Source organism: Pantoea sp. B9002 (assembly GCF_013385945.1).
In the GTDB taxonomy this organism is placed as follows: domain Bacteria; phylum Pseudomonadota; class Gammaproteobacteria; order Enterobacterales; family Enterobacteriaceae; genus Pantoea.
The window spans coordinates 1-20,453 of the sequence record NZ_JACAPA010000004.1 but is presented as its reverse complement, the minus strand read 5'-3'; the positions used below and the strand labels follow the sequence as shown (position 1 = coordinate 20,453).

The 20,453-nt window shown below is 53.0% G+C and carries 23 protein-coding genes and 1 tRNA gene; 12 read left to right on the top strand and 12 right to left on the bottom strand.

Features of this window, described 5'->3' with window-relative positions; all coding sequences use genetic code 11:
• Positions 1 to 12: 12 nt before the first annotated feature.
• From fliQ to HX773_RS02915, 4 genes are all read left to right on the top strand, one after another.
• Positions 13 to 282 carry a flagellar biosynthesis protein FliQ gene (gene fliQ, locus HX773_RS02930; RefSeq protein WP_008105408.1) on the top strand — a complete coding sequence of 90 codons (270 nt, stop codon included), beginning with the start codon at positions 13 to 15 and terminating at the stop codon, positions 280 to 282.
• Positions 282 to 1,070, top strand: coding sequence for a flagellar biosynthetic protein FliR (gene fliR, locus HX773_RS02925; protein ID WP_101763949.1), 789 nt, complete (start codon positions 282 to 284; stop codon positions 1,068 to 1,070). Before fliQ ends, fliR begins: the two co-directional genes overlap by 1 nt.
• Before the next feature lie 630 nt (positions 1,071 to 1,700).
• Positions 1,701 to 2,336 (top strand): transcriptional regulator RcsA, encoded by a 636-nt coding sequence (rcsA, locus tag HX773_RS02920; RefSeq protein WP_008105413.1) that lies wholly within the window; start codon positions 1,701 to 1,703, stop codon positions 2,334 to 2,336.
• A 141-nt stretch (positions 2,337 to 2,477) separates the two neighbouring features.
• Positions 2,478 to 4,181 carry a methyl-accepting chemotaxis protein gene (locus HX773_RS02915; protein ID WP_061717612.1) on the top strand — a complete coding sequence of 568 codons (1,704 nt, stop codon included), beginning with the start codon at positions 2,478 to 2,480 and terminating at the stop codon, positions 4,179 to 4,181.
• A gap of 72 nt (positions 4,182 to 4,253) precedes the next feature.
• Here HX773_RS02915 and dsrB read toward each other — a convergent pair whose 3' ends face one another.
• Complete coding sequence (dsrB, locus tag HX773_RS02910; RefSeq protein ID WP_176970356.1) at positions 4,254 to 4,448, bottom strand: protein DsrB; 195 nt, start codon at positions 4,446 to 4,448, stop codon at positions 4,254 to 4,256.
• 68 nt (positions 4,449 to 4,516) lie between these two features.
• Positions 4,517 to 4,675 (bottom strand): YqaE/Pmp3 family membrane protein, encoded by a 159-nt coding sequence (locus HX773_RS02905; protein WP_176970355.1) that lies wholly within the window; start codon positions 4,673 to 4,675, stop codon positions 4,517 to 4,519.
• A 313-nt stretch (positions 4,676 to 4,988) separates the two neighbouring features.
• Between HX773_RS02905 and yodD the strand changes: the two genes are divergently transcribed.
• From yodD to HX773_RS02890, 3 genes are all read left to right on the top strand, one after another.
• The gene (yodD, locus tag HX773_RS02900; protein ID WP_176970354.1) at positions 4,989 to 5,216 is read left to right on the top strand and encodes a YodD family peroxide/acid resistance protein; all 228 of its coding nucleotides are present in this window, start codon (positions 4,989 to 4,991) and stop codon (positions 5,214 to 5,216) included.
• Positions 5,217 to 5,574: 358 nt separating this feature from the next.
• Positions 5,575 to 6,372, top strand: coding sequence for a mannosyl-3-phosphoglycerate phosphatase-related protein (locus HX773_RS02895; protein WP_176970394.1), 798 nt, complete (start codon positions 5,575 to 5,577; stop codon positions 6,370 to 6,372).
• A gap of 26 nt (positions 6,373 to 6,398) precedes the next feature.
• Complete coding sequence (locus HX773_RS02890; RefSeq protein WP_008105424.1) at positions 6,399 to 7,619, top strand: glycosyl transferase; 1,221 nt, start codon at positions 6,399 to 6,401, stop codon at positions 7,617 to 7,619.
• Positions 7,620 to 7,667: 48 nt separating this feature from the next.
• Here the strand turns inward: HX773_RS02890 and HX773_RS02885 are convergent, their stop codons facing one another.
• The 5 genes from HX773_RS02885 to HX773_RS02870 all read right to left on the bottom strand — a co-directional run bounded on the left by HX773_RS02885 (position 7,668) and on the right by HX773_RS02870 (position 9,945).
• A complete protein-coding gene (locus tag HX773_RS02885; protein ID WP_176970353.1) occupies positions 7,668 to 7,847 on the bottom strand; it encodes a YodC family protein in 180 nt (59 codons plus the stop codon).
• A 182-nt stretch (positions 7,848 to 8,029) separates the two neighbouring features.
• Positions 8,030 to 8,164, bottom strand: coding sequence for a hypothetical protein (locus HX773_RS25875; RefSeq protein WP_255253243.1), 135 nt, complete (start codon positions 8,162 to 8,164; stop codon positions 8,030 to 8,032).
• A gap of 44 nt (positions 8,165 to 8,208) precedes the next feature.
• Complete coding sequence (locus HX773_RS02880; protein ID WP_176970352.1) at positions 8,209 to 9,111, bottom strand: DUF808 domain-containing protein; 903 nt, start codon at positions 9,109 to 9,111, stop codon at positions 8,209 to 8,211.
• Positions 9,112 to 9,125: 14 nt separating this feature from the next.
• Entirely contained in the window at positions 9,126 to 9,398 is a 273-nt protein-coding gene (locus HX773_RS02875) for a hypothetical protein (RefSeq protein ID WP_008105433.1), read from the bottom strand.
• A 70-nt stretch (positions 9,399 to 9,468) separates the two neighbouring features.
• On the bottom strand, positions 9,469 to 9,945 hold the full coding sequence (locus HX773_RS02870; protein WP_008105435.1) for a very short patch repair endonuclease: 477 nt from the start codon (positions 9,943 to 9,945) through the stop codon (positions 9,469 to 9,471).
• A gap of 128 nt (positions 9,946 to 10,073) precedes the next feature.
• Here HX773_RS02870 and dcm point away from each other — a divergent pair, with 128 nt between their 5' ends.
• Both dcm and HX773_RS02860 read left to right on the top strand, forming a co-directional pair.
• The gene (gene dcm / locus HX773_RS02865; RefSeq protein WP_176970351.1) at positions 10,074 to 11,465 is read left to right on the top strand and encodes a DNA (cytosine-5-)-methyltransferase; all 1,392 of its coding nucleotides are present in this window, start codon (positions 10,074 to 10,076) and stop codon (positions 11,463 to 11,465) included.
• Positions 11,466 to 11,589: 124 nt separating this feature from the next.
• Entirely contained in the window at positions 11,590 to 13,182 is a 1,593-nt protein-coding gene (locus tag HX773_RS02860) for a methyl-accepting chemotaxis protein (protein WP_176970350.1), read from the top strand.
• 41 nt (positions 13,183 to 13,223) lie between these two features.
• On the opposite strand, the gene HX773_RS02855 is transcribed toward HX773_RS02860, so the two are convergent.
• Both HX773_RS02855 and HX773_RS02850 read right to left on the bottom strand, forming a co-directional pair.
• Positions 13,224 to 13,472: a hypothetical protein gene (locus HX773_RS02855; RefSeq protein ID WP_176970349.1), complete on the bottom strand. Its 249-nt coding sequence runs from the start codon at positions 13,470 to 13,472 to the stop codon at positions 13,224 to 13,226.
• Between the two features lie 76 nt (positions 13,473 to 13,548).
• Positions 13,549 to 14,247, bottom strand: coding sequence for a phosphohydrolase (locus HX773_RS02850; RefSeq protein WP_101763939.1), 699 nt, complete (start codon positions 14,245 to 14,247; stop codon positions 13,549 to 13,551).
• Positions 14,248 to 14,817: 570 nt separating this feature from the next.
• Here HX773_RS02850 and HX773_RS02845 point away from each other — a divergent pair.
• The 3 genes from HX773_RS02845 to HX773_RS02835 all read left to right on the top strand — a co-directional run bounded on the left by HX773_RS02845 (position 14,818) and on the right by HX773_RS02835 (position 16,652).
• Positions 14,818 to 15,492 carry a hypothetical protein gene (locus HX773_RS02845; protein ID WP_176970348.1) on the top strand — a complete coding sequence of 225 codons (675 nt, stop codon included), beginning with the start codon at positions 14,818 to 14,820 and terminating at the stop codon, positions 15,490 to 15,492.
• Positions 15,493 to 15,696: 204 nt separating this feature from the next.
• Positions 15,697 to 16,473, top strand: a complete 777-nt coding sequence (gene mtfA / locus HX773_RS02840) for a DgsA anti-repressor MtfA (RefSeq protein ID WP_176970347.1) — start codon at positions 15,697 to 15,699, stop codon at positions 16,471 to 16,473.
• Between the two features lie 103 nt (positions 16,474 to 16,576).
• Positions 16,577 to 16,652 (top strand) — tRNA-Asn (locus HX773_RS02835).
• Between the two features lie 44 nt (positions 16,653 to 16,696).
• Here HX773_RS02835 and ybiX read toward each other — a convergent pair.
• The 3 genes from ybiX to HX773_RS02820 all read right to left on the bottom strand — a co-directional run bounded on the left by ybiX (position 16,697) and on the right by HX773_RS02820 (position 20,233).
• Positions 16,697 to 17,374, bottom strand: coding sequence for a PKHD-type hydroxylase YbiX (gene ybiX, locus HX773_RS02830; RefSeq protein WP_176970346.1), 678 nt, complete (start codon positions 17,372 to 17,374; stop codon positions 16,697 to 16,699).
• A 50-nt stretch (positions 17,375 to 17,424) separates the two neighbouring features.
• Positions 17,425 to 19,710 (bottom strand): catecholate siderophore receptor Fiu, encoded by a 2,286-nt coding sequence (locus HX773_RS02825; RefSeq protein WP_176970345.1) that lies wholly within the window; start codon positions 19,708 to 19,710, stop codon positions 17,425 to 17,427.
• 355 nt (positions 19,711 to 20,065) lie between these two features.
• Entirely contained in the window at positions 20,066 to 20,233 is a 168-nt protein-coding gene (locus tag HX773_RS02820) for a hypothetical protein (RefSeq protein WP_176970344.1), read from the bottom strand.
• Between the last annotated feature and the right edge of the window lie 220 nt (positions 20,234 to 20,453).

The following is a 20,453-nucleotide window of genomic DNA, read 5'->3' as shown; positions in this document are numbered from 1 at the left end:
GAGGAGTGCAGCATGACACCTGAATCAGTGATGGTTATGGGCCAGGAAGCAATGCGCGTCGCCCTGCTGATGGCCGCGCCGATGTTGCTGGTGGCGTTGATCAGCGGGTTGATCATCAGCGTGCTGCAAGCCGCGACCCAGATTAACGAACAAACGCTCTCCTTTATTCCCAAGATTCTGGCCGTCGCCGCTACGGCGGTAATTGCTGGTCCGTGGATGCTTAATCTGATGCTGGATTACATTCGCACGCTGTTTAGCAATCTGCCGTACATCATTGGCTAATGATTAACCTCGACAGCAGCCAGCTGATCCATTGGGTCGCACAATTCTTCTGGCCGATGGTGCGTTTGCTGGCGCTGTTTGCCAGCGCGCCGGTGCTGAGCGAAAAATCGATTCCCAAACGCGTCAAGATTGGCCTCGCGGTATTGACCACCTGGATCATCCTGCCGGTGCTGCCGCCGGTGGAGGCGACCCTTTTTACGCCCGCGGGATTTTGGTTGCTGCTGCAACAGTTGCTGATTGGCGTGAGCATCGGCCTGACCATGCAGTTCGCCTTTGCGGCGGTGCGCATGGCGGGTGAAGTGATTGGTTTGCAGATGGGTTTGTCCTTCGCCACCTTCTTTGATCCAGGCAGCCGCCTGAACATGCCGGTGCTGGCACGTTTTCTCGATATGCTGGCCATGCTGCTGTTTCTTACCTTCAACGGACATCTGTGGCTGATTTCGCTATTGGTGGACAGTTTTCACACCTTGCCGATCAGCGATCAGCCGCTCAACGCCAATGCCTTTATGGCGTTGGTGAAATCCGCCGGATTAATTTTCCTTAATGGCATGATGTTAGCGCTGCCCTTAATAGTTCTGCTACTCACGCTAAACATGGCACTAGGTTTGTTAAACCGTGTTTCACCACAGCTATCGATTTTCGCGGTTGGCTTCCCGATTACCTTAACGGTGGGCATCCTCAGCGTAGGGTTGATGATGCCGCTGCTTGCTCCCTTCTGCGAACATCTGTTTAGCGAAGTCTTTGATTTACTCGCCCAGTTTGTGTCAGAACTTTCCCGCGCCCGTTGATTAACTATTCTGTAGGCGTCCTTAAGTAATAGTTAAGCATTCAAAATCAGTCTGTGCATTTTTCGAACCATATTTTCCAGAAATCAACTGAGGAAATTCTGATAAGTGCGCATTTTAGGTGAAAATTATTCTTATTAAACCGCGCTTCGCGTATTTTAGTCAGACGATTCCTAAGGGGCTAAACCTTCTGAATTGGTTGATGAAATGCTCAAAGGGCTGTTTTTAAACAAAAAAAATTTCAAAGCGATTTTTCTTGTCTAAATCCCTTTTTTCCGGCATTGTCAACGCTCGCTGAAGCGTCATACTTTCGCTACACAAATGTTTTTAAGATTTGTCCTATCAGATTTGTCTGTGATCTGCGCGATAGTGACAGGGCTCTCAAAACAGAGCGAATTAAACACTTAATGCAAATCCTTAGCCATTCCCACTATGGCTGAGATGAGAGTGACGTGGATGTACTATAAAAAATAACTTCGCAGCACGGTTCAGGGAAGAGTCATGATGGCGCATGGACAACTATCGCCAATCTGCCGAGCAGAATAAAAAAGTGTCTTTGGAAATTTCTCTCGTACCGCAAACGCGTATTCATCGTTGATTTAAACGGATAACAAATTGGTGAGGGTCGCTATAATGCCAACGATTATTATGGATTCATGTAATTACACACGCCTGGGTTTGTCTGACTATATGTCTGCGAAAGGAGTTAAAAAGAAAAATATTACTCCTGTCTCGGATATCGACCAATTGCAACAAAGATGTGAGCAAATTAAGCCGGGCGTTGTGTTTATCAACGAAGAGTGCTTTATTCACGAATCTGATTCCAGCGATCGTATTCGTGCTATTATCATGCAGCATCCTGACACCTTATTCTTTATTTTCATGGCGATCTCGAATATCCATTTTGAGGAATACCTCTACGTTCGTAAGAACCTGATTATTACATCAAAATCGATAAAAACTTCGACGTTGGATTCCTTATTAGGAACCTACCTGCAAAAGAAACTCAACGCTTCGCCGCGTATTTCTGCTGGGCTCGACGTGCATCCACTGACATTAAGTCAGACTGAATCAAATATGCTGAAAATGTGGATGTCAGGTCATGACACCATTCAGATATCTGAAAATATGCAAATTAAAGCCAAAACCGTATCGTCACATAAAGGTAATATTAAACGTAAAATTAAAACCCATAATAAGCAGGTTATTTATCATGTTGTCCGTTTGACTGATAATGTCACCTCTGGGATTTATGTTAACGTGCGATAATTTCCCTCAGTGAATATAAAGGCCAATCCGCGGATTGGCCTTTTCACGTTTTGAGAGTTTGATCCCACTTTCCTGCCTAATCCTTTCTCGCTGCCTGCCGATGCTTATTCTCATAACACCTACCTACATGAGAGCAAGGATATGAAAACAGCATCGATTGATGAGCAATATAAGCTCAGCATCTGGCAGAACCTGCGCCTGATGCCTTTGTTCAGTATGATCTTTGGTGGCATTCTGCTGCTTTTTGCCCTGTGCATTGGACTCGCCAGCTACTTTTTGATTCAGAGTAATAACTCCCTTAATGATGCCACCGAAGAAATTCAAATTCGTATGGGCATTTCCAACAGTTCTAACCATCTGCGTACTGCGCGCCTCAATGTGCTGCAATCCGGTGCCGCCGCGCGTATTGGCGAGATGGATGGTTATCGTGCCGATTTAGCGCGCACCGAGACGCGTATTAAACAAGCGCGCGAAGGTTTTAAACTCTATATGGATCGCAAGGCGAAAACGCCGGCGGATATTGCCCTCGATGAACCGCTGACCGCCAGCTTCAATGCCTATATCGATAAAGGTCTGAAGCCGATGATCGAATCGGCTAAACAGGGCAGCTTCGAAGGCATTGTGGCGCAGGAAACTGACGTCACGCGCAAACTGGATGATGCCTATAACGCCGTGCTGCTGAAGGCGATTAAAATCCGTACCGACCGCGCCGAAGCGATTAATGCCGAAGCCGCGCATCAATCACGCATTGGCTTTATTGCCATGGCGGTGGCGTTTGCTGCCGCATTGCTGCTGGTGCTGCTGACCTTCGTGTTCCTGCGTCGCGTGGTGATTACCCCGCTGCGTCAGTCTGTCGATCGCATCGAGCGTATCGCGCAGGGCGACCTCACCGCGCCGGAACAAGCCTATGGCCGCAGCGAGATTGGTAGCTTGCTGCATAACCTGCAGCTGATGCAGGCGTCGCTGGTGCGTACCGTTGGTACGGTGCGTGAAGGCGCGGTGGCGATTTATCAGGGTTCCAGCGAGATTTCCGCCGGTAACACCGATCTTTCATCGCGTACTGAAGAGCAGGCCTCAGCGCTGGAGCAAACCGCCGCCAGCATGGAGCAGCTCACCGCCACGGTGAAACAGAACGCCGAGAACGCCCACCACGCCAGCCAACTGGCCGCCGATGCTTCTGGCAAAGCGCGCAGCGGTGGCGATCTGGTGAGCGGCGTGGTGCAAACCATGAACAACATTTCTGGCAGCTCGAAGAAGATTGCCGAGATCACTAACGTCATCAACAGCATTGCCTTCCAGACCAATATTCTGGCGCTGAATGCCGCGGTTGAAGCGGCGCGTGCCGGTGAGCAAGGCCGTGGCTTTGCTGTGGTGGCCAGCGAAGTGCGTAACCTGGCGCAACGCAGCGCGCAGGCGGCGAAAGAGATTGAAACGCTGATTGCTGAATCGGTGGGTTTGATCACCAACGGTTCACGCCAGGTCGGTGAAGCCGGTAATACCATGGGCGAGATTGTTGAAGCGGTGCGGCGCGTAACGGACATTATGGCGGAGATTGCCGCCGCGTCGGATGAGCAGAGCCGTGGTATTCAGCAGGTGAGCCTGGCGGTGACCGAGATGGATAACGTGACGCAGCAGAACGCCTCGCTGGTTGAGGAAGCCTCTTCGGCAGCAGCTTCGCTGGAAGATCAGGCCGGCAGATTGACGCAGGCGGTGGCGGTGTTCCGACTGAATGACGCGCCGGTGGCGCAAGTGGCTAAAGCGGCGCAGTCGGCGTTGCGTACGCCAAATCTGGCGCCGCGTCCTGCATTAGCGACGTCGGGGAATGATAACTGGGAGACGTTTTAAGCGTTGAATTTGCAGAGGTCGCCATGAATGGCGACCCTACGTTGTAGGGTGCGCATTTATGCGCACCTGGCATCAAGCCCCTTCATACGGCTCCACAAAAACCCCTTCCGCATGATCGCTTTCATTAAAGAACCAAATCCCCAGCGGGTAATCTTCTAACGCCACCAGATACATGATGCCTTCATTGAATGCTTCCACTGCCAGCACCGTACCCACACGGCGCGGGCCGCCGTCGGTTTTAACCGTAACGCGATCGTTCACCTTCATTGATTACTCTCCACAAATTGTCCTGCGACACAGTTTAACGGAAGATAATCAACACTGCCTGATCGCGATCAGCGTCGGGCGATAACCCACACCGCATGTATGATGCCCGGAATGTAGCCGCACAGCGTCAGTAAGATGTTGAGCCAGAAAGCCCCAGCAAAACCGACCTGCAAGAATACGCCCAGCGGTGGAACCAAAATAGCGATGACAATACGTAAAAAGTCCATATTCACTCCCTGATATCACTTAACAATCAATCGCTAAGCATAGTCGCTGTTACGCACTGTGCACTTAAAGGCAGGTAAAACTCTGTCAAGATGCGCTTTTTCGCTTTCTTAACGTTTCGCAGAGAGACTTTTGACGCGGGCTGCTCGTACACTTCTCGGTACTGCACCAACCCCAAAGGCGCAGTCAACCTAAAAGTAACAAGGATTTTTGCCCGCGCAGCGCGGGCTTTTTTTTGCCTGCCATTTGCCCTCCGCGCCCTCTTTTCACCACCGTCTATACTGGTAAAGATCCGATTGCCTCCGGGAGGCCGCCATGACCACTGCAAAAGAGTACAGCGAGAATGTTCAGCACGAAGTGAATGTCGATGTTGATGCGTTGCTGGAAGCGATTCAGAAGAGAACGTCGGGCGAGGTCAAAGAGTTTATGGAAGCCGAGCATCGCGTCAAGGTAAACGGCGCAGCCTACGACTCTTACACCGAGTTAGCGGAAGCCTTTGAACTCGACATTCGCGACTTCGCCAGCAGCGAAGTGAACCGCTGAAATCGATTTCAAAAAAATACCCGGCGGGATGGCCGGGTAAAGTAAATCAGTAAATTCGTTACACCAGGGAATTCTTAACACAAGGTCAGATTACGCCTTAGCATGCTTAAGACAAGTCTTATCCCTGCATGTAAATCGAACAATTTTGTATAACCATTCATGCGAATCGCCGTAGGCACCGCGTCACTGCTGGTTTCAGCTGTGCACGAAATGTGCATCGCGCATCCCGTCACGTCTGCCATTTAAGAATTATCCTGGATATCGCTGGCCGGGTGGCGGGAAAAAGTGTGATCGCGATTGCGCTATTATACTGATTACTCTTCGCTTTACGGATGCCACTGGCGTAAGGAGTGTGATGATGCTGAGTCTTAACTCTTCCCTGATGATCATTACCGATCTTGATGGCTCATTGCTGGATCATCATGACTACAACTGGGATGCGGCCAGTGAATGGCTGGCGCGTCTGAAACAACATCAGATCCCGCTGGTGATTTGTTCCAGCAAAACGGCGGCCGAGATCATTCCGCTGCAAAAGAAGCTGGGCATTGTCGGCGCACCTTTTATTGCTGAAAACGGTGCGCGCGTGGTGCTGGGCGGTGAACAGACGCCGCCGACCGAAACCAGCGCCAGCTATCACGCGCTGTGCCAGACGCTGCACGCGATGCAGGCACGGTTCCGCTTCAACGGTTTTCATGAATTTAGCGATGCCGAAGTGGCACGCTTTACCGGATTAACCCTCGCTGAAGCCAGCCAAAGCCGCCTGCGCGAAGCGTCGGAAGTGGTGCTGTGGCGTGATGATGAACAGCGTTTAGCGGAATTCCGCGCGGCGCTGGCCGAACACAATCTGGCGTTAACCCAGGGCGGGCGTTTCTGGCATGTGATGCCCGCCGGCACCGGCAAAGGTATCGCGCTGGCGGACATTCAGCAGCACCTTGCCGCGCAGGAAGGAAAATCGCGCACCACACTCGGCCTGGGCGATGGTCCCAACGATGTGCCGATGCTGGAGCGCGTTGATTATGCCGTGGTAATAAAAGGCTTCAGTAAAACGCCGGTCGAGCTGCAACGCACCGATACCGAGAACGTTTACCACACCGCGCACGTCGGTCCGCAGGGCTGGCGTGAAGGTCTGGACTATTTTCTTGCGCCGAACGAGTAACGGCCTTTAACCAGAAGGATGAGACGATGAGTGATTTTTACCAGAATGGTGTCATTACTAATTTCCATAATCTCACCCACCGCAGCGTCGAATCGCTGGAAAAAGAGATGGTGCGCTTCTCACGCAAACGCAAAATGGGGCTAATTTTGCCGTCGCTGTTTTCGGAACTGGAAGGCCCGGCGCTGGATAATATTGTTAACGAACTGGCGAAGGTGCCCTATCTGGATGAGATTGTGATTGGCCTCGACCGCGCCGACCGTGACCAGTTTCTGTTTGCGCGTGAGTTCTTCTCTCGTCTGCCGCAGCGCCATCGCATTTTGTGGAATGATGGGCCGCGCCTGAAAGCGCTGGACGCCGAACTGGATAAAGAGGGTTTGTCGCCGAGCCAACCCGGTAAAGGGCGCAACGTATGGTTCTGTACCGGCTACACGCTGGCTTCGGATCGCACCCAATGCGTGGCGCTGCACGACTGCGATATCGTCACCTATGAGCGCGGCATGCTGGCGCGTTTGCTCTATCCGCTGGCCAATCCGTCGTTTCAGTATGAGTTCTGCAAAGGCTTTTACGCGCGCGTCGCCGATGGCAAATTGAATGGCCGCGTCGGGCGTTTGCTTGTCGGTCCGCTGCTGCGCTCCTTGCAGAAAGTCTACGGTCATTCGGAATATCTCGATTACCTCACCAGCTTCCGCTATCCGCTCTCTGGCGAGTTTGCCATGCGCACGCATGTGCTCAACGGCATCAAGATTCCTGGCGATTGGGGATTAGAGATTGGCGTGCTGTCGGAGATTTATCGTAACTACACCACGCGTCAAACCTGCCAGGTTGAGATCGCCGATAACTACGACCACAAACATCAGCCGCTGGCGGAAGATGATGGCACCGGTGGTCTGAAGCGCATGAGTAATGACATCGTACAGTCGCTGCTGCGTAAACTGGCGACCATGGGCGTGCCGCTCACCAGCGATTCGTTCCGCGTGTTGAAAGCCACTTACTATCGCAATGCGCTGGATATGATGGAGATCTACAACCATGAAGCCACCATGAACGGCCTCAAGTTTGATCAGCATATCGAAGAAGCGGCGGTGGAGATGTTCACTCAAGCGATTCTCGATGCCGGACAAGCCTTTATTGAACGTCCGAATGAGAAACCCTTTATTCCCAGCTGGAGCCGCGTGCAATCCGCTTTCCCGGATATTCTACAGCGTATTTATCAGGCGGTAGAAGAGGATAACGACGGCAAGGTTTAATGCAGGGTTGAACCACATTCGGGACGACTGGCATCGTCCCGAATGTGTTTAACTGGCCAGCTGTTGCGCGCTCGATAAGTGACTGAGTTCGTCACTGCGGAACGCCTTACGTCGCACGCTGTAACCATCATACCAACGACACTCTACCATTCCGCTGGCATAGTCGGTGACCACCATGGTGGGTCCGCCCTGTTTGTGCTGAACTTCGTCACTGATTGCAAAGATCATACCGCACCTCCCTCTTTCATCGTTAAATGACCGAATTTAGGTATAGCAGCTGTGACCGATTTTTTCCTATACGATAAATCTATTACTTCTACTAAATCAGAATAAGCAGTTAAAAACTCTGTAAATAAAAAAAGCCGACAAGTTTTATTGTCGGCTTTGATAGCACTTCCTGGACAGGAAAATTAGATTTTGCAGCCTTCGCAATCCGCTTCGTCGCTGATATCTGCCGGGACTTCGTTGGCTTTTTCTGCCGCTTTGGCTTCAGCCTGTTCCAGCTGTGCATCGATATCAAATTCAAACATATCGTCGTTCATCATCGTTCTCCTGACCGTGATTAGAAATTTACAGCGCTTTATAACTGCTAGCCGCGCAGCTTAGCAATCAGATTTACGCCCAACAGCACGATCGACCCAATGATAAAGCCGATCACCAGATTGGCGCCGTTGCTCAGCAGTGCCGAGACCAAACCGTTAAATCCGGCGCTGTATTCGGTGATGGCGTGATGTAACGGCGTAATGCCGTGCACCACAATGCCGCCGCCGACCAAAAACATCGCGATGGTACCGATCAGCGTCAGCGCTTTCATCAGCCACGGCGCCAGCGCCAACAGCACGCCACCAATCGCCTGCGCCACGGTTGAGGATTTGTCCTTCAGCCAGAAGCCGAGATCGTCAATCTTCACAATCATCGCCACGATGCCGTAAACGCCGATGGTCACCACAATCGCCACGCCCGCCAGAATCAGCACCTGATTCAACAGCGGCGCCTCTGAGACGATGCCCAGCGTGATGGCGACAATCTCCGCCGAGAGGATAAAGTCGGTGCGCACCGCGCCTTTCACTTTGTCCTTCTCAAACGCGCGCGGATCCTGCTGCGCCAGTTTGTCGAGACGCTGCTGACGCGCCTCCGGACTCTGCTCGGCCTTATCGTGATTGAGGCTATGCAGCACTTTCTCCACACCTTCGTAGCAGAGATAGGCACCGCCAATCATCAGCAGCGGCGTAATCAACCAGGGCGCAAACGCCGAGATCAATAACGCCAGCGGCACCAGAATTAATTTATTGAGAAAGGAGCCTTTTGCAACGCTCCATACAACGGGCAATTCACGGTTGGCTTTGACACCGCTAACCTGTTGCGCATTCAGCGACAGATCGTCACCCAATACGCCTGCGGTCTTCTTTGCCGCAACTTTGCCCATGACCGAGATATCGTCGAGCAGTGTTGCAATATCATCCAGAAGCGTGAGTAAACTGGTTCCTGCCAAAGTGGTATTCCTTATTATTCCGGTTCGTGATCCTGACAACAGGGACAACGCTCAATTGCCGTCACTGACATATCGGCGATGCCCGCACAGTCCCATTCGACGCGTAACGGCCCCGTCAGATCCCCGGCGTGCAAATACTTGCTCACCGGACTTTCCGTCATGCCGCTGATCTCTTCGGTGGCCACCAGCCGGTCGCCAAGATAAATGCGCGCCGTGGCTTGGGTTGTCACCATCCGCTCATCGCGGAGTTGATACAGGCGCTTAACGGTAAGTTTGATGCTGCTCATGGCTCAATTCCGCGTCCCAGAGAAAAGGGAGATCTAAACTGTTATGGCGGCTAAAAGCAACAATCTCGCACTATTCAACGCGATAGTGATGCAAGCCCTGATGGTCGATTTCGCTGCTGTCGGTTGCAGCCAGCAGCCACTCTTCTAAACGTTCAATCAGCGCGCTGTCCTCCAGCTGCAGTTTGCCGCGCAGCGCGCACTCCCAAACAATCAGTACTTTCCAACCTCCTTCGCGCAGTTGCTCGACGTAACGCCGGTCGCGCTCAACGTTACTGTTAATTTTGCCACTCCAGAATTCGGTGCGCGTGGCCGGCATCTTAAATAAGTAGCAGTGATGACGATGCCAGAAGCAGCCGTGAACAAAGATAATCGCTTTCTCGGCGGGCAGAACAAAATCCGGGCGGCCCGGTAGCGCTTTGTCCTGCACGCGATAGGTGAAGCCGCGATCCTTAAGAATCAACGCAATACGCTGTTCAATCGCGGTATCCTGATTGCGAATGGCGCGCATGTTTTTGCTGCGAATGGCTTGCGAGTGAACGTCTGCCATGGCGTCTCCTTGTATTAGCGCTTCTTCAACTTTAGCGGTTTAGGCCAAAAGCGAAAGCACACCGCACGCCAATTTCCTCGTTGCGTGATGAGTGTTAGCATAGCCGCTTCACTGTTAAGGAAAAACGCATGCTCGCTATCGACCCCGTCTCGCCCTCCCCGTTAACCGCCAATCAGGATGACGCGACGTCGCTGTTACTGCAGGTGCTCGATATCTATGCCGCACGTGATGTGGTTATCACCTTAACCGAAGCCGGTGGCCGCGACTGGAGCGTGCCACGTTTGAACCGCATTCGCGCCGGCAAAAGCTCCGCGCCGGCGCTCTCCAGCCGCGAAGTGGCCAGCCTGCAGGCCTTGCTGCCGCAGCGTCCGGCGCATTATGACGACGCCAAATTCCAGTTTGTCGATCTGTTTGCCGGTATCGGCGGCATTCGCCGTGGCTTCGAGCAGATTGGCGGCCAGTGCGTTTTCACCAGCGAATGGAATAAAGAAGCGGTGCGCACTTATAAAGCCAATCTGTATAGCGATCCGCAGTTGCACCACTTCAACAGTGATATTCGTCTGGTAACGCAGCCTGCTGGCATCAGCGATGAGCAGGAAATTTATCAGCATATCGATCGCACCATTCCCGATCATCAGGTGCTGCTGGCCGGTTTTCCTTGTCAGCCGTTCTCGCTGGCGGGCGTGAGCAAGAAGAATGCGCTAGGCCGCGCGCACGGTTTTGAGTGCGAAGCGCAAGGCACGCTGTTCTTCGATGTCGCGCGCATTCTCGCCGCCAAGAAGCCGCCGTTCTTCGTGCTGGAGAACGTGAAAAACCTCAAGAGCCATGACAAAGGCCGCACCTTTGCCATCATTATGGCCACGCTGGATGAACTCGGCTATGACGTGGCCGATGCCAACGACAGCGGTTTGCCGGATGCGAAAATTATCGATGCGCGCCATTTCCTGCCGCAGCATCGTGAGCGCATTGTACTGGTGGGCATTCGCCGTGATAGCGGGCTCAGCAATGGCTTTACGTTGCGCGCCCTGCCCGCGCTCTATCCACAAAAAGTGCCGTCGCTTCACAGCCTGCTGGAACCCGAGCCGGAAGCGAAATACACGCTGTCGCCAACGCTGTGGAACTATCTGTATCAATACGCGAAAAAGCATAAAGCCAAAGGCAATGGCTTCGGCTTTGGCCTTAACGATCCGCGTAATCTGAACATTTGTGTGCGCACTTTATCGGCGCGCTATTACAAAGATGGTTCGGAAATCCTCATCGATCGCGGCTGGGATCATGCGCAAGGCGAAGCGGATTTCCAGCAAGCCGGAAATATGGCGCGCCGTCCGCGTCGTTTAACCCCGCGAGAATGTGCCCGCCTGATGGGTTTTGAAGCGCCGGGAGAAGCCAGGCTGCGCATTCCGGTGTCCGATACGCAAGCCTACAAGCAGTTCGGCAACTCGGTGGTGGTGCCGGTATTTGCTGCGGTGGCGCAACTGTTATTGCCGCTGATTGAACAGTACGCCGCGCAAAAGGCGTAGCGATTCAGGACCACAATTTTATTTAGGGCCGCGCTTTATGCTGTTTTCCGCCTAATCGCGCCCGCTGTCACCAAACTGTCACGCGTGCTGCCAATACTCCTGTTTTATTTTTTGGAGGCGTGTGATGTCACTCCTGTCTGTTATCTCCCTGCCGCTGCGGCTGCGCGCGCGGTTCTCCCTGCGTATTCCGCTGTGGCTCACCAGTTTGCGTAGCCAGTTTTTGCTGTTCATTGTGCTGTTCTGCTTGCTGCAGTTTGCCGGCGTGCTGCTGCTGAATACCCACGTTAACCAGACGCAAACCTCGTTGCAGCAGGCGAATCAACTGCGCGAACGTCTGGCTCTGCTGGATAAAGCGCGCATCGAACTGCTCACCGCCAGTGATAACAGCCATCGCGCCGGTATTTATCTGATGCAGGATCAACAAAGTGGCTCGGTGGATAGCTGGAAAAGTCTGGCTGCGGCGGCGGATGACTCGTTAAAGCAGGCGCAGCAGCAGTTCGCCGCCTACCACGCCAATGCGGATAGCCCGCTGGCGCAAGGTTTTGCCATGCTGGCGGAAGGCTTGCAGGAGCAGCTGAAAGGATTAGCGGCCAACGACATCAACGCCTTTTTTATGGTACCGATGCAGGCGTTTCAGCAGCAGTTTAATGATGCCTGGTTCAGTGAAATCGAGCAGGCCAATCATCAGCTCAGCAGCGTGAACCAGAACACGCTCAGCACGTTGAAGCAGAGCCGCAATATGTCGCTGATTGTCAGCGCGGTGCTGATGGCGCTGTTAGTGCTGGCGTCCAGCCTGCTAATGCGCGGCGTGTTGTTGCCGCTGCGTCGCGCGAACGCGCAGCTGGAACAGATCGCCACCGGTGATCTGGTCGATGCGCAAAACCCTCCGCGTCGTCAGTCGCTGGAAACGCGTCAGCTGTTCCAGTCGATTGAGACTATGCGGCGCGGCTTGCAGCAGATTGTGCGCGACATCAAAACGGTGGCGGTCAGCGTGGCCGCCGGCGCAGAAGATATGCAGCAGCATAATGAGAAAGTGATGCAGCAACACCAGAAGCAAAATGCCAGCTTCCATCATCTGTCGCAGCGCTTAGATCGCGTCTCTGAAGAGGTGGAGATCGGTGCCCAGTTCTCGCAGCAGGCGACGCAGGAAGCGCAATCTGCCGATGCGTTAATGCGTAACTGCGCGCTGGAAGTCGATAAGATGGAAACCCAGATGCAGCAAATTGTCACCGCATCCGATGATATTGCTGGCATTGTAGGCATGCTGGATGACTTGTCGATGCAGACGCGCTTGTTATCGCTGAACGCTGCGATTGAGTCGGCACATGCGGGCGCTTACGGCCGCAGCTTCTCGGTGGTCGCCAAAGAGATGGGCTTGCTCTCGCAGCAAAGCGGTGCCTCGACGCGCCAGATCGACGGATTGATTCAGCATACGCAGCAGCACGTGCATGATGGCTTCGATAAGGTGAAAGCGCTGGAAGTGCTGTTCGCGCAGATCAGCGGCGCGGTGTCTGGCGTGGTGACGCAGCTGAACGAGCTGCAGCAAAACAGTGCCGCGCAGAGTCATCGGGTGAAAAAGATTGCGCTGGAAGTGGTGGAGATGAGCGGACAGCTGCAGCAAAACGAAGCGCTGAACGCCCATCAGGTGCAATCGGCCGTGCAATTGCGCGAGTTATCTGACCGCCTGGCGCAGCGCGCGCAGCAGTTCCGTATTTAATCTGCAGGCATAAAAAAACCCGTCCTTGACGGGTTTTCTGCTTATTTCTTCTTCTTACTTTTCTTCAGCAGCGCACGAATCTGCTTTAACTCCGCGGTAGAGAGCTGATCTTCCACTGCTTCTTGCGTGTCCAGACTATCAATGGCCGGTTGCGTACCCGCATCTAAACTGGCCTGCAGGCGATTAACGATCTCCTGACTCATAGAGATTTGGTTATCTGCGGCTAACTGTTTGATGTGCTCTTTCAGTGCCGGGTCAATTTTAATGGTTAAGTTAACGGTCTCGGTCATTTTCATACTCCCTTTTGATTTACAACAACGTAGCGGAAGCAGGTGAAAGTTAACAGACTGTCATAAAAATTTAATATTACGAGTGTATAGGGCTGAAATCCCTTAACACCGATTCATCGATAGAGGTCAGATTGCCCTGCAGCTCGGCGCAAAGTTTGCCCATATAGTGCACGAGGAAATCGGCGTTATGTTCCGCCAGCAGGCGTCCAGCTTCGGTTTGCATGGTTTGCGGTAAGCCCAGCAGCTTTTTCTGGAAGTGATCCAACGTCCACTTCACGTCATCCAGTTCGCGATCCTTTCCTAACGGATCTTCGCTATCAAACAGCGGACGACCTAACGCACCCGCCGTGTAGAAAACGCGCGCCAAGCCGATAGCGCCTAATGATTCGAGACGATCGGCGTCCTGCACGATTTTCGCTTCCAGCGTTTGCGGCGCGATACGCGCACTAAAGCTGTGAGCCTGCACCGCGTGCGCGACGGCATCCAGCAGTTCGAACGGGAAGTCAGGAAAATCCTGCTGCAGTATGCGGCGCGTCTCTTCCGCGGCATAAGTAGAGGCTAAATGACGTTCGGGATGGTTTTTCGGCAGGTTGACCACATCGTGAAAATAGCAGGCGGTCATCACGACCATAGGATCGGCGTCGCTGTGCTGCATGATGCGCTTGGCACTCATCCAGACGCGGCGCAGGTGCGCGATATCGTGGGCTTTGTCGTCGTGCAGCCAGTTGAGCTGCAGCCAGTTCTCGTAGCGTTGTTGCCAGTGAGTAAGTGACATCGTGCTTCTCCTGTTATTGCTGTTATCTAAGTTCCTGCGGACATCATAGCGGCCTGGTCATGACACTTTTTTTACATCCGTCCAGGATGTGCAAAGCGTAAAAATGAGATCCCGATCTTGTTATAGCGCTGTTAACGCTGCTTGCACAGCAGCCATTACGATTTCGGTATTTCCTTAGCGCGTTTTAGTTAAATAACTCTGTTCAACGGGATTAATATATTAGCGTCATCAGCAAATTTCGCTTTGGGCGTAAATTCCAGTTATATGTGCTGATTTATGCGGCTTCTGACGGGCAGATCAACAGGGTATAATCTGAAAAGGTTCCCATTCTGGCCTTTATAACGTACTGTATCTGGAAAATTTCTGGCTTCGGATCCCTTGCGAAGTCCTTTTCAGCACACATTTTGCTTATGAACCATTTTTTAAATCTAAAATTGCCAGAATAGCCTGATACTAAGGCGACAAATTATTAAGCAAACTGATTCAAACCCATTATGCTAGCTCTCACATCTACGGATGTTGGGGGATTCTTCGCAGTTTCCGGGTTTGTGACACAATAAGAGGTATGCAATGAAAGAACGGCCGATTCTTTTTTCCGAACAGCGGGTACGCGCCCTGCTGGTTGGCCAGCAAACGCAGACCCGGCGCATTATGAAAACTCAAGCCTTTGGTCCGGGTCAGGATCATCATGAAGGCGTACACGCATTTGACGTCAGCGCTAATCATCTGCACGGCTATAAATTGATGTCGATGACCGATGTCAGTTCGCACTGCCCATTTGGTCAGGCGGGCGATGGTTTGTGGGTACGTGAAACCTGGCGCGGCCCAATTGTGCCGGAAGCGATGCTGGCGGATTACGAACGCGATCCTCTGCCGTTCCGCAATGCGGCTTATTGCCAATACCGCGCTGACAGCAACGAGCTGGGACAGCTGGATGAGAATTTGCAGAATGCCGAGCAGTTTGGCTGGCAGACCGCGATTCATATGCCGCGCTGGGCGAGTCGCATCGACCTGCAAATTACCTCGGTACGTGCCGAGAAGATTCAGGACATCAGTGAAGATGACATAATGGCGGAAGGCGTGCAGACCGATTCGCACTTCCTCAATAACTTCTTCACCATGAATATGAATTCTGAATCGCCAAAAGAAGCGTACCGCAAAGCGTGGCAGAAACAGTACGGCGCCACCAGCTGGGAAGTGAACCCGTGGGTTTGGGTGATCGCGTTCCAGCGGGTTGAACGATAGAGATAAACGCAGCGAAGCATGCAAACGTAGGGTCGTCATTCATGACGACCTTTTTTATTTCCTCATCATGACTTTCCCGCTTTGCCACGCCAATCACAGACAAATCCCCCACTAACTGGTTGAATATCCGGCTTTGATTATGCGCTGGTAATTTCTCCTTTGCCGCGCCAGGATACTGTTTTCGTCTGAAGAGTGAGTGACGCAATGTTCAAATGGCCGTGGCATGCGCAAATAGAGACTTCAGTGCTGGCGCTTCCCTGGCAACAGGCGCTGGCGCAGCCGATCTTTTCACTGCTCGATCCTGATGAAAAAACCGCGCTGGTTACGCTGGCGCAACGCTTCCTGCAGCAGAAAAAAATCTCGCCGCTGCAAGGCCTGCAACTCGACGAACTGCTGCTGACCCGTCTGGCGCTGCTGTTCTGTTTACCGGTGTTGAAGCTCGGCCTCGAATGGCTCGATGGCTTCCATGAAGTGCTAATCTATCCCGAACCTTTCAACGTCGACGATCGTTGGGAAGATGACAACGGCCTGGTGCATCACGCGCCGGCGGTGCACGCTGGACAGAGTTGGACGCAAGGTCCGGTGGTGCTGAATGCGCTGGATATTCAGGATTCGCTCGATCTCTCCGGCTTTAACCTGGTGATCCACGAAGTGGCGCATAAACTCGATGCGCGCGGCAGCGGCTATACCAGCGGCATTCCAGTGATGGCGCTGCGCGATGTCGCCAGCTGGGAGAAAGATCTGCTGCAGGCAATGGCGGAGATTGAAGCGGAGGTCGAATTAGTCGGCGAACAGGCGGCGACCATCGATCCTTACGCTGCCAGCGATGCGGCAGAATGTTTCGCGGTGCTGTCGGAGTATTTCTTCAGCGCACCGGATTTACTGGCTAACCGCTTCCCGGTGATGTATCGCCATCTGCAGCAGTTTTATCGTCAGGATCCACTGGCGCGACTGGCGATGCTGACAGCAGAACCTGCTTAAATCACGATCGCTTTGTACTAATGCTAGCCAGTTGAATACAAATGTGTTTTAAGCTGTTGACACCTGAAAGGGGCGCCATTAATATTCGCCTCGTTCAAACGATTCCTCTGTAGTTCAGTCGGTAGAACGGCGGACTGTTAATCCGTATGTCACTGGTTCGAGTCCAGTCAGAGGAGCCATATTTAGAGAAGCCCGCTTAGGAAACTAAGCGGGCTTTTTGCTTTTACACTTCCGTCCAGCCGCGCAGCAGGTTGTGATACATGTTCAGCAGCGACAACAGCTCTGGGCTATCACCGTGACGCGCTTTCAGGCTTTGGATGTTGCGATCCAGCTCAAACAGCATGGCGCGCTGTTTATCGTCGCGCACCATCGATTGAATCCACAGGAATGACGCGACGCGTGCGCCCTGCGTGACCGGCGTGACGCAGTGCAGGCTGCTCGACGGATACAGCACCAGATGACCCGCAGGCAGCTTCACCTTGTGCTGACCATACGTGTCTTCAATCACCAACTCGCCACCTTCGTAGCTTTCAGGTTCGCTGAGAAACAGCGTGGCGGAGAGATCGGTTCGCATCCAGCCCGCCGCGCCGTTATGGCGCACCGCGCCATCGACATGAAAACCGTAGGTTTCGCCCTGCTCATAACGGTTAAACAGCGGCGTGGAAATCGATCGTGGCAACGCAGCGGAAAAGAACAGCGGGTTGTTGTTCAGCGCCTGCATCACCGCGGTTTGCAGCTGATCGTACAGCGGCGTGCGGGTATCGATCTGCTGATTGTTTTTCACCGTCGCGCCCTGGCTGCCGACCGTCGCCCTTCCGTCGATCCATGCGGCCTGTTGCAGCAGCGTGCTAAAACTCGCTACCTCTTCCGGCGTCAGTACAGCAGGAATGTGATACATCATCGCGTTGTTCTCTCAAAAATTGTGGGGCGCGCACGCCCCACGACGTTAACTTAGAAGTGCACGTTTGCCGTCAGCAGGAAAGTACGTGGTTCGCCCGGATGGTAGCGATAACCGCTCTTGTTGATTGAGGCAACATAGTTGGTATCGAACAGGTTGTACACGTTGAGCTGCAGATCGAGGTTGTTGTTCACCTTGTAGCCCAACTTGGCATCGGCCACCCAATAACCTTCGGTGTGATCCGGCGTACCAACCGCACCATCGCTGCCGCGACGCAGACTTCCCACATAACGCGCACCGGCACCGACAGAAATCGCATCGGTTGCCTGATAGTTGGTCCACAACGTAAAGGCGTGCTTAGGCGTATAAGCCAGCGCAGAAGATCCATCCTGCGATACGCTATCGCCTTCGGTCACTGACGCATGCTGCATGGTATAGCCGGCGATCACTTCCCAATCTGGCGTGATGTTGCCAGTGGCTGAGAGCTCATAACCTTCCACACGTTTTTTACCGGCCTGCGAATAAGTGCCGTCGTCGTTAGCGGTGACTTCATTTTCAATATCGGTACGGAACAGCGCTGCATTCAGTAACAGACGTTTATCCAGCACCTGCCATTTGGTGCCCACTTCGCTGGACTTGGCTTTCTGCGGTTTAAAGTCAGTGCGGTTGGCGCTGTTACCGGTGCCGCCCGCGGCCAGTGCAAAGCTGCTGCCGCCCGGCGGTTGCTGAGAAATGGCATAGTTAACATACACATTGCCCTGCTCGGTCAGACGATACAGTGCACCGGCTTTCCAGTTGACCAGATTACCCGATTTCGCGGTATCCACGGTGGTAACCGGCGTATTGCGTGGCACGCCCGCTGGGCACGTCAACGCACCGCGTCCGGTGCCGCCACAGGCGGTCGCGCTGTCATACTCGGTGTGATAGTTATCGAGACGAATGCCGCCGTTCAGCTCAAAACTTTTGGTAATCGCGAGCGTATCAAAGGCGTAAATGCCTGCGGTATCGGTTTGTCCGTTAGCATTGGCGCCATTCCTGTCCAATCCACCCACCGAAATGCTGCTGATAGGATGGTAGATATTGACCGAAGGCGGCGTGATCGCGTTGACGCCGTAGTTGGTTTGATTTTCGCGCGTAAACTCCACGCCCGCGCTGACATCGTGCCCAACCGAACCGGTGTAAAACTTCGAGGTGATGTTGGTCTGGTTGGAGAGAATGCGGTTGCTGGTGTCTTTGGTGTTGGCCAGGCGCGACCAGCTCCAGCTATTCACATCGTTCGGGTTTGGCGTAGTGATATTGCTGGCGCCGCCCATCACCGCCGTCAGCAGATATTCCTGCTTCACGCGTGACCAACGCGTGGTGTTGCGGATGGTGGTGCTGTCATTGATATCGTGCTCGAAGCGAATGGTGGCGCTGTCGGTGGTCGATTTATCAAAGTCAGAATCGGTGCCGTAATAATTACTGGTCGCGACTTTGCCAGAATTATTCAGTGCCGACGTCGCCGCATTTGGCGCCGAATAGCCCGGCAGGCCAATGGTTGGAATGCCGCCATCGGGCGTATTGTTTTGATGCACATGCAGATAGTTGAGGTACAAGCGCGTTGAAGTATCCAGACCCAACGCCAGCGATGGCGCTACGCCATAACGCTCGTTTTGCACGTTATCACGCGCCGCATCGTGAGTTTTCTCGCCCATCAGATTGAGGCGGAACGCGGCGTTATCGTTGATCGCCTGGTTGTAATCCAGCGTACCGCGACGCATCCACGCGCTGCCAACGCTGACTGACGCGTCGAGCCCGGTATCGAGGCGCGGTTGTTTGCTGATCATATTGATCGAACCCGACGGCGCGCTGCGACCGTAATCGGTGCCCGATGGCCCTTTAATCACTTCAACCTGCTGAGTGTTGAAGGTATCGCGCGTCACGCTGCCAATATCGCGAATACCATCAACGTAAATGCTGTTGGAGGTGTCGATGCCGCGCATATACACCGCATCACCGGTTGAAGAACTGCCGTTTTCCCCCGCATAGAACGCGCCCACGCCCGGCACGTTTTTCAGCGCGTCGGTAAGATTGGTCACGCCTTGATCTTTAATCACCTGATCCGGAATCACCGTCATGGTGCGGGTGGTATCCACCAGCGGACGATTGAATTTCGGATCGGCAGATGCGTTGGGGGCATACAGCGATGGCGTATGCGCTTCAACCACTAAGGTATCATCAGATTTTTTGTTGGAATTATCTGCAGCTAATGCGGCAGCAGGAGAAATACCAATGCAAAGCCCGGTGAACAGGGTCAACGAATTGAAGCTGCCAAACGGCAGGTTGCGATTTTTATCCATTTTTTAAGGGAGTGAGTTTCTTGTAATTATTGACGCACACGTCACATCAGCGGATGGCCTGGCGCAGAAGCCTTCTGGCGGCAAGGGGTTGAGCTGACGTGACACCTAAATGATAACGCCAATGGTTATCATTTACTTTTCTATCTTACACGCACGCCGCGAGTTAGGAATACATTTCTTTACGAGAAAATTACGGAATCAAGACAATTGATAGAGAGTGGGAAAATCTGATGAGTTTTTTTGAACGAAGGGTCAAATTTCAGGCATAAAAAAACCCGCTGGCCTAGAGCGGGTTCTTTATTCAACAGCGCACAGCTCATTCCAGTAGCTGTAGCGGATCACATGGTGCAGGCACTCATCTCTCATAGTAGCGATACACCGAAGGATGGAACTCAACACCGTACAGCTGGCTGATGGGAATCAGCAGGTCGATATGATTACTGAGATCGAATTCGCGCTCTTCTGCGGGTCCAGTCGCGCCATTGATCAGTTGGTTAAACCACTGCTGCAAGAGGTGTTTCATTGTCAGCTTCTCCACAAATGATTGAGGCTGACAGTAAACCGCATTCTCCGATATAACCAAAACGATTAGTTGTGCGCTTCTTTGCCAATTAATGCATATATGTCGGTGTGTAGCGGTCAACAAAAACTGGCCACAGCTTTAGAGTTTTTCCAGAACAATCGTTCTGATTCATTCGGCGTCAAACCACCATTATATTGATGAGGTCTGAGCTGGCTGTAAT

Excerpts from the sequence above, each read along its gene's own strand:
- fliQ (WP_008105408.1), top strand. The coding sequence starts at position 13 with ATGACACCTGAATCAGTGATGGTTATGGGCCAGGAAGCAATGCGCGTC.
- fliR (WP_101763949.1), top strand. The coding sequence starts at position 282 with ATGATTAACCTCGACAGCAGCCAGCTGATCCATTGGGTCGCACAATTC.
- rcsA (WP_008105413.1), top strand. The coding sequence starts at position 1,701 with ATGCCAACGATTATTATGGATTCATGTAATTACACACGCCTGGGTTTG.
- HX773_RS02915 (WP_061717612.1), top strand. The coding sequence starts at position 2,478 with ATGAAAACAGCATCGATTGATGAGCAATATAAGCTCAGCATCTGGCAG.
- dsrB (WP_176970356.1), bottom strand. The coding sequence starts at position 4,448 with ATGAAGGTGAACGATCGCGTTACGGTTAAAACCGACGGCGGCCCGCGC.
- HX773_RS02905 (WP_176970355.1), bottom strand. The coding sequence starts at position 4,675 with ATGGACTTTTTACGTATTGTCATCGCTATTTTGGTTCCACCGCTGGGC.
- yodD (WP_176970354.1), top strand. The coding sequence starts at position 4,989 with ATGACCACTGCAAAAGAGTACAGCGAGAATGTTCAGCACGAAGTGAAT.
- HX773_RS02895 (WP_176970394.1), top strand. The coding sequence starts at position 5,575 with ATGCTGAGTCTTAACTCTTCCCTGATGATCATTACCGATCTTGATGGC.
- HX773_RS02890 (WP_008105424.1), top strand. The coding sequence starts at position 6,399 with ATGAGTGATTTTTACCAGAATGGTGTCATTACTAATTTCCATAATCTC.
- HX773_RS02885 (WP_176970353.1), bottom strand. The coding sequence starts at position 7,847 with ATGATCTTTGCAATCAGTGACGAAGTTCAGCACAAACAGGGCGGACCC.
- HX773_RS25875 (WP_255253243.1), bottom strand. The coding sequence starts at position 8,164 with ATGATGAACGACGATATGTTTGAATTTGATATCGATGCACAGCTGGAA.
- HX773_RS02875 (WP_008105433.1), bottom strand. The coding sequence starts at position 9,398 with ATGAGCAGCATCAAACTTACCGTTAAGCGCCTGTATCAACTCCGCGAT.
- HX773_RS02870 (WP_008105435.1), bottom strand. The coding sequence starts at position 9,945 with ATGGCAGACGTTCACTCGCAAGCCATTCGCAGCAAAAACATGCGCGCC.
- dcm (WP_176970351.1), top strand. The coding sequence starts at position 10,074 with ATGCTCGCTATCGACCCCGTCTCGCCCTCCCCGTTAACCGCCAATCAG.
- HX773_RS02860 (WP_176970350.1), top strand. The coding sequence starts at position 11,590 with ATGTCACTCCTGTCTGTTATCTCCCTGCCGCTGCGGCTGCGCGCGCGG.
- HX773_RS02855 (WP_176970349.1), bottom strand. The coding sequence starts at position 13,472 with ATGACCGAGACCGTTAACTTAACCATTAAAATTGACCCGGCACTGAAA.
- HX773_RS02850 (WP_101763939.1), bottom strand. The coding sequence starts at position 14,247 with ATGTCACTTACTCACTGGCAACAACGCTACGAGAACTGGCTGCAGCTC.
- HX773_RS02845 (WP_176970348.1), top strand. The coding sequence starts at position 14,818 with ATGAAAGAACGGCCGATTCTTTTTTCCGAACAGCGGGTACGCGCCCTG.
- mtfA (WP_176970347.1), top strand. The coding sequence starts at position 15,697 with ATGTTCAAATGGCCGTGGCATGCGCAAATAGAGACTTCAGTGCTGGCG.
- ybiX (WP_176970346.1), bottom strand. The coding sequence starts at position 17,374 with ATGATGTATCACATTCCTGCTGTACTGACGCCGGAAGAGGTAGCGAGT.
- HX773_RS02825 (WP_176970345.1), bottom strand. The coding sequence starts at position 19,710 with ATGGATAAAAATCGCAACCTGCCGTTTGGCAGCTTCAATTCGTTGACC.
- HX773_RS02820 (WP_176970344.1), bottom strand. The coding sequence starts at position 20,233 with ATGAAACACCTCTTGCAGCAGTGGTTTAACCAACTGATCAATGGCGCG.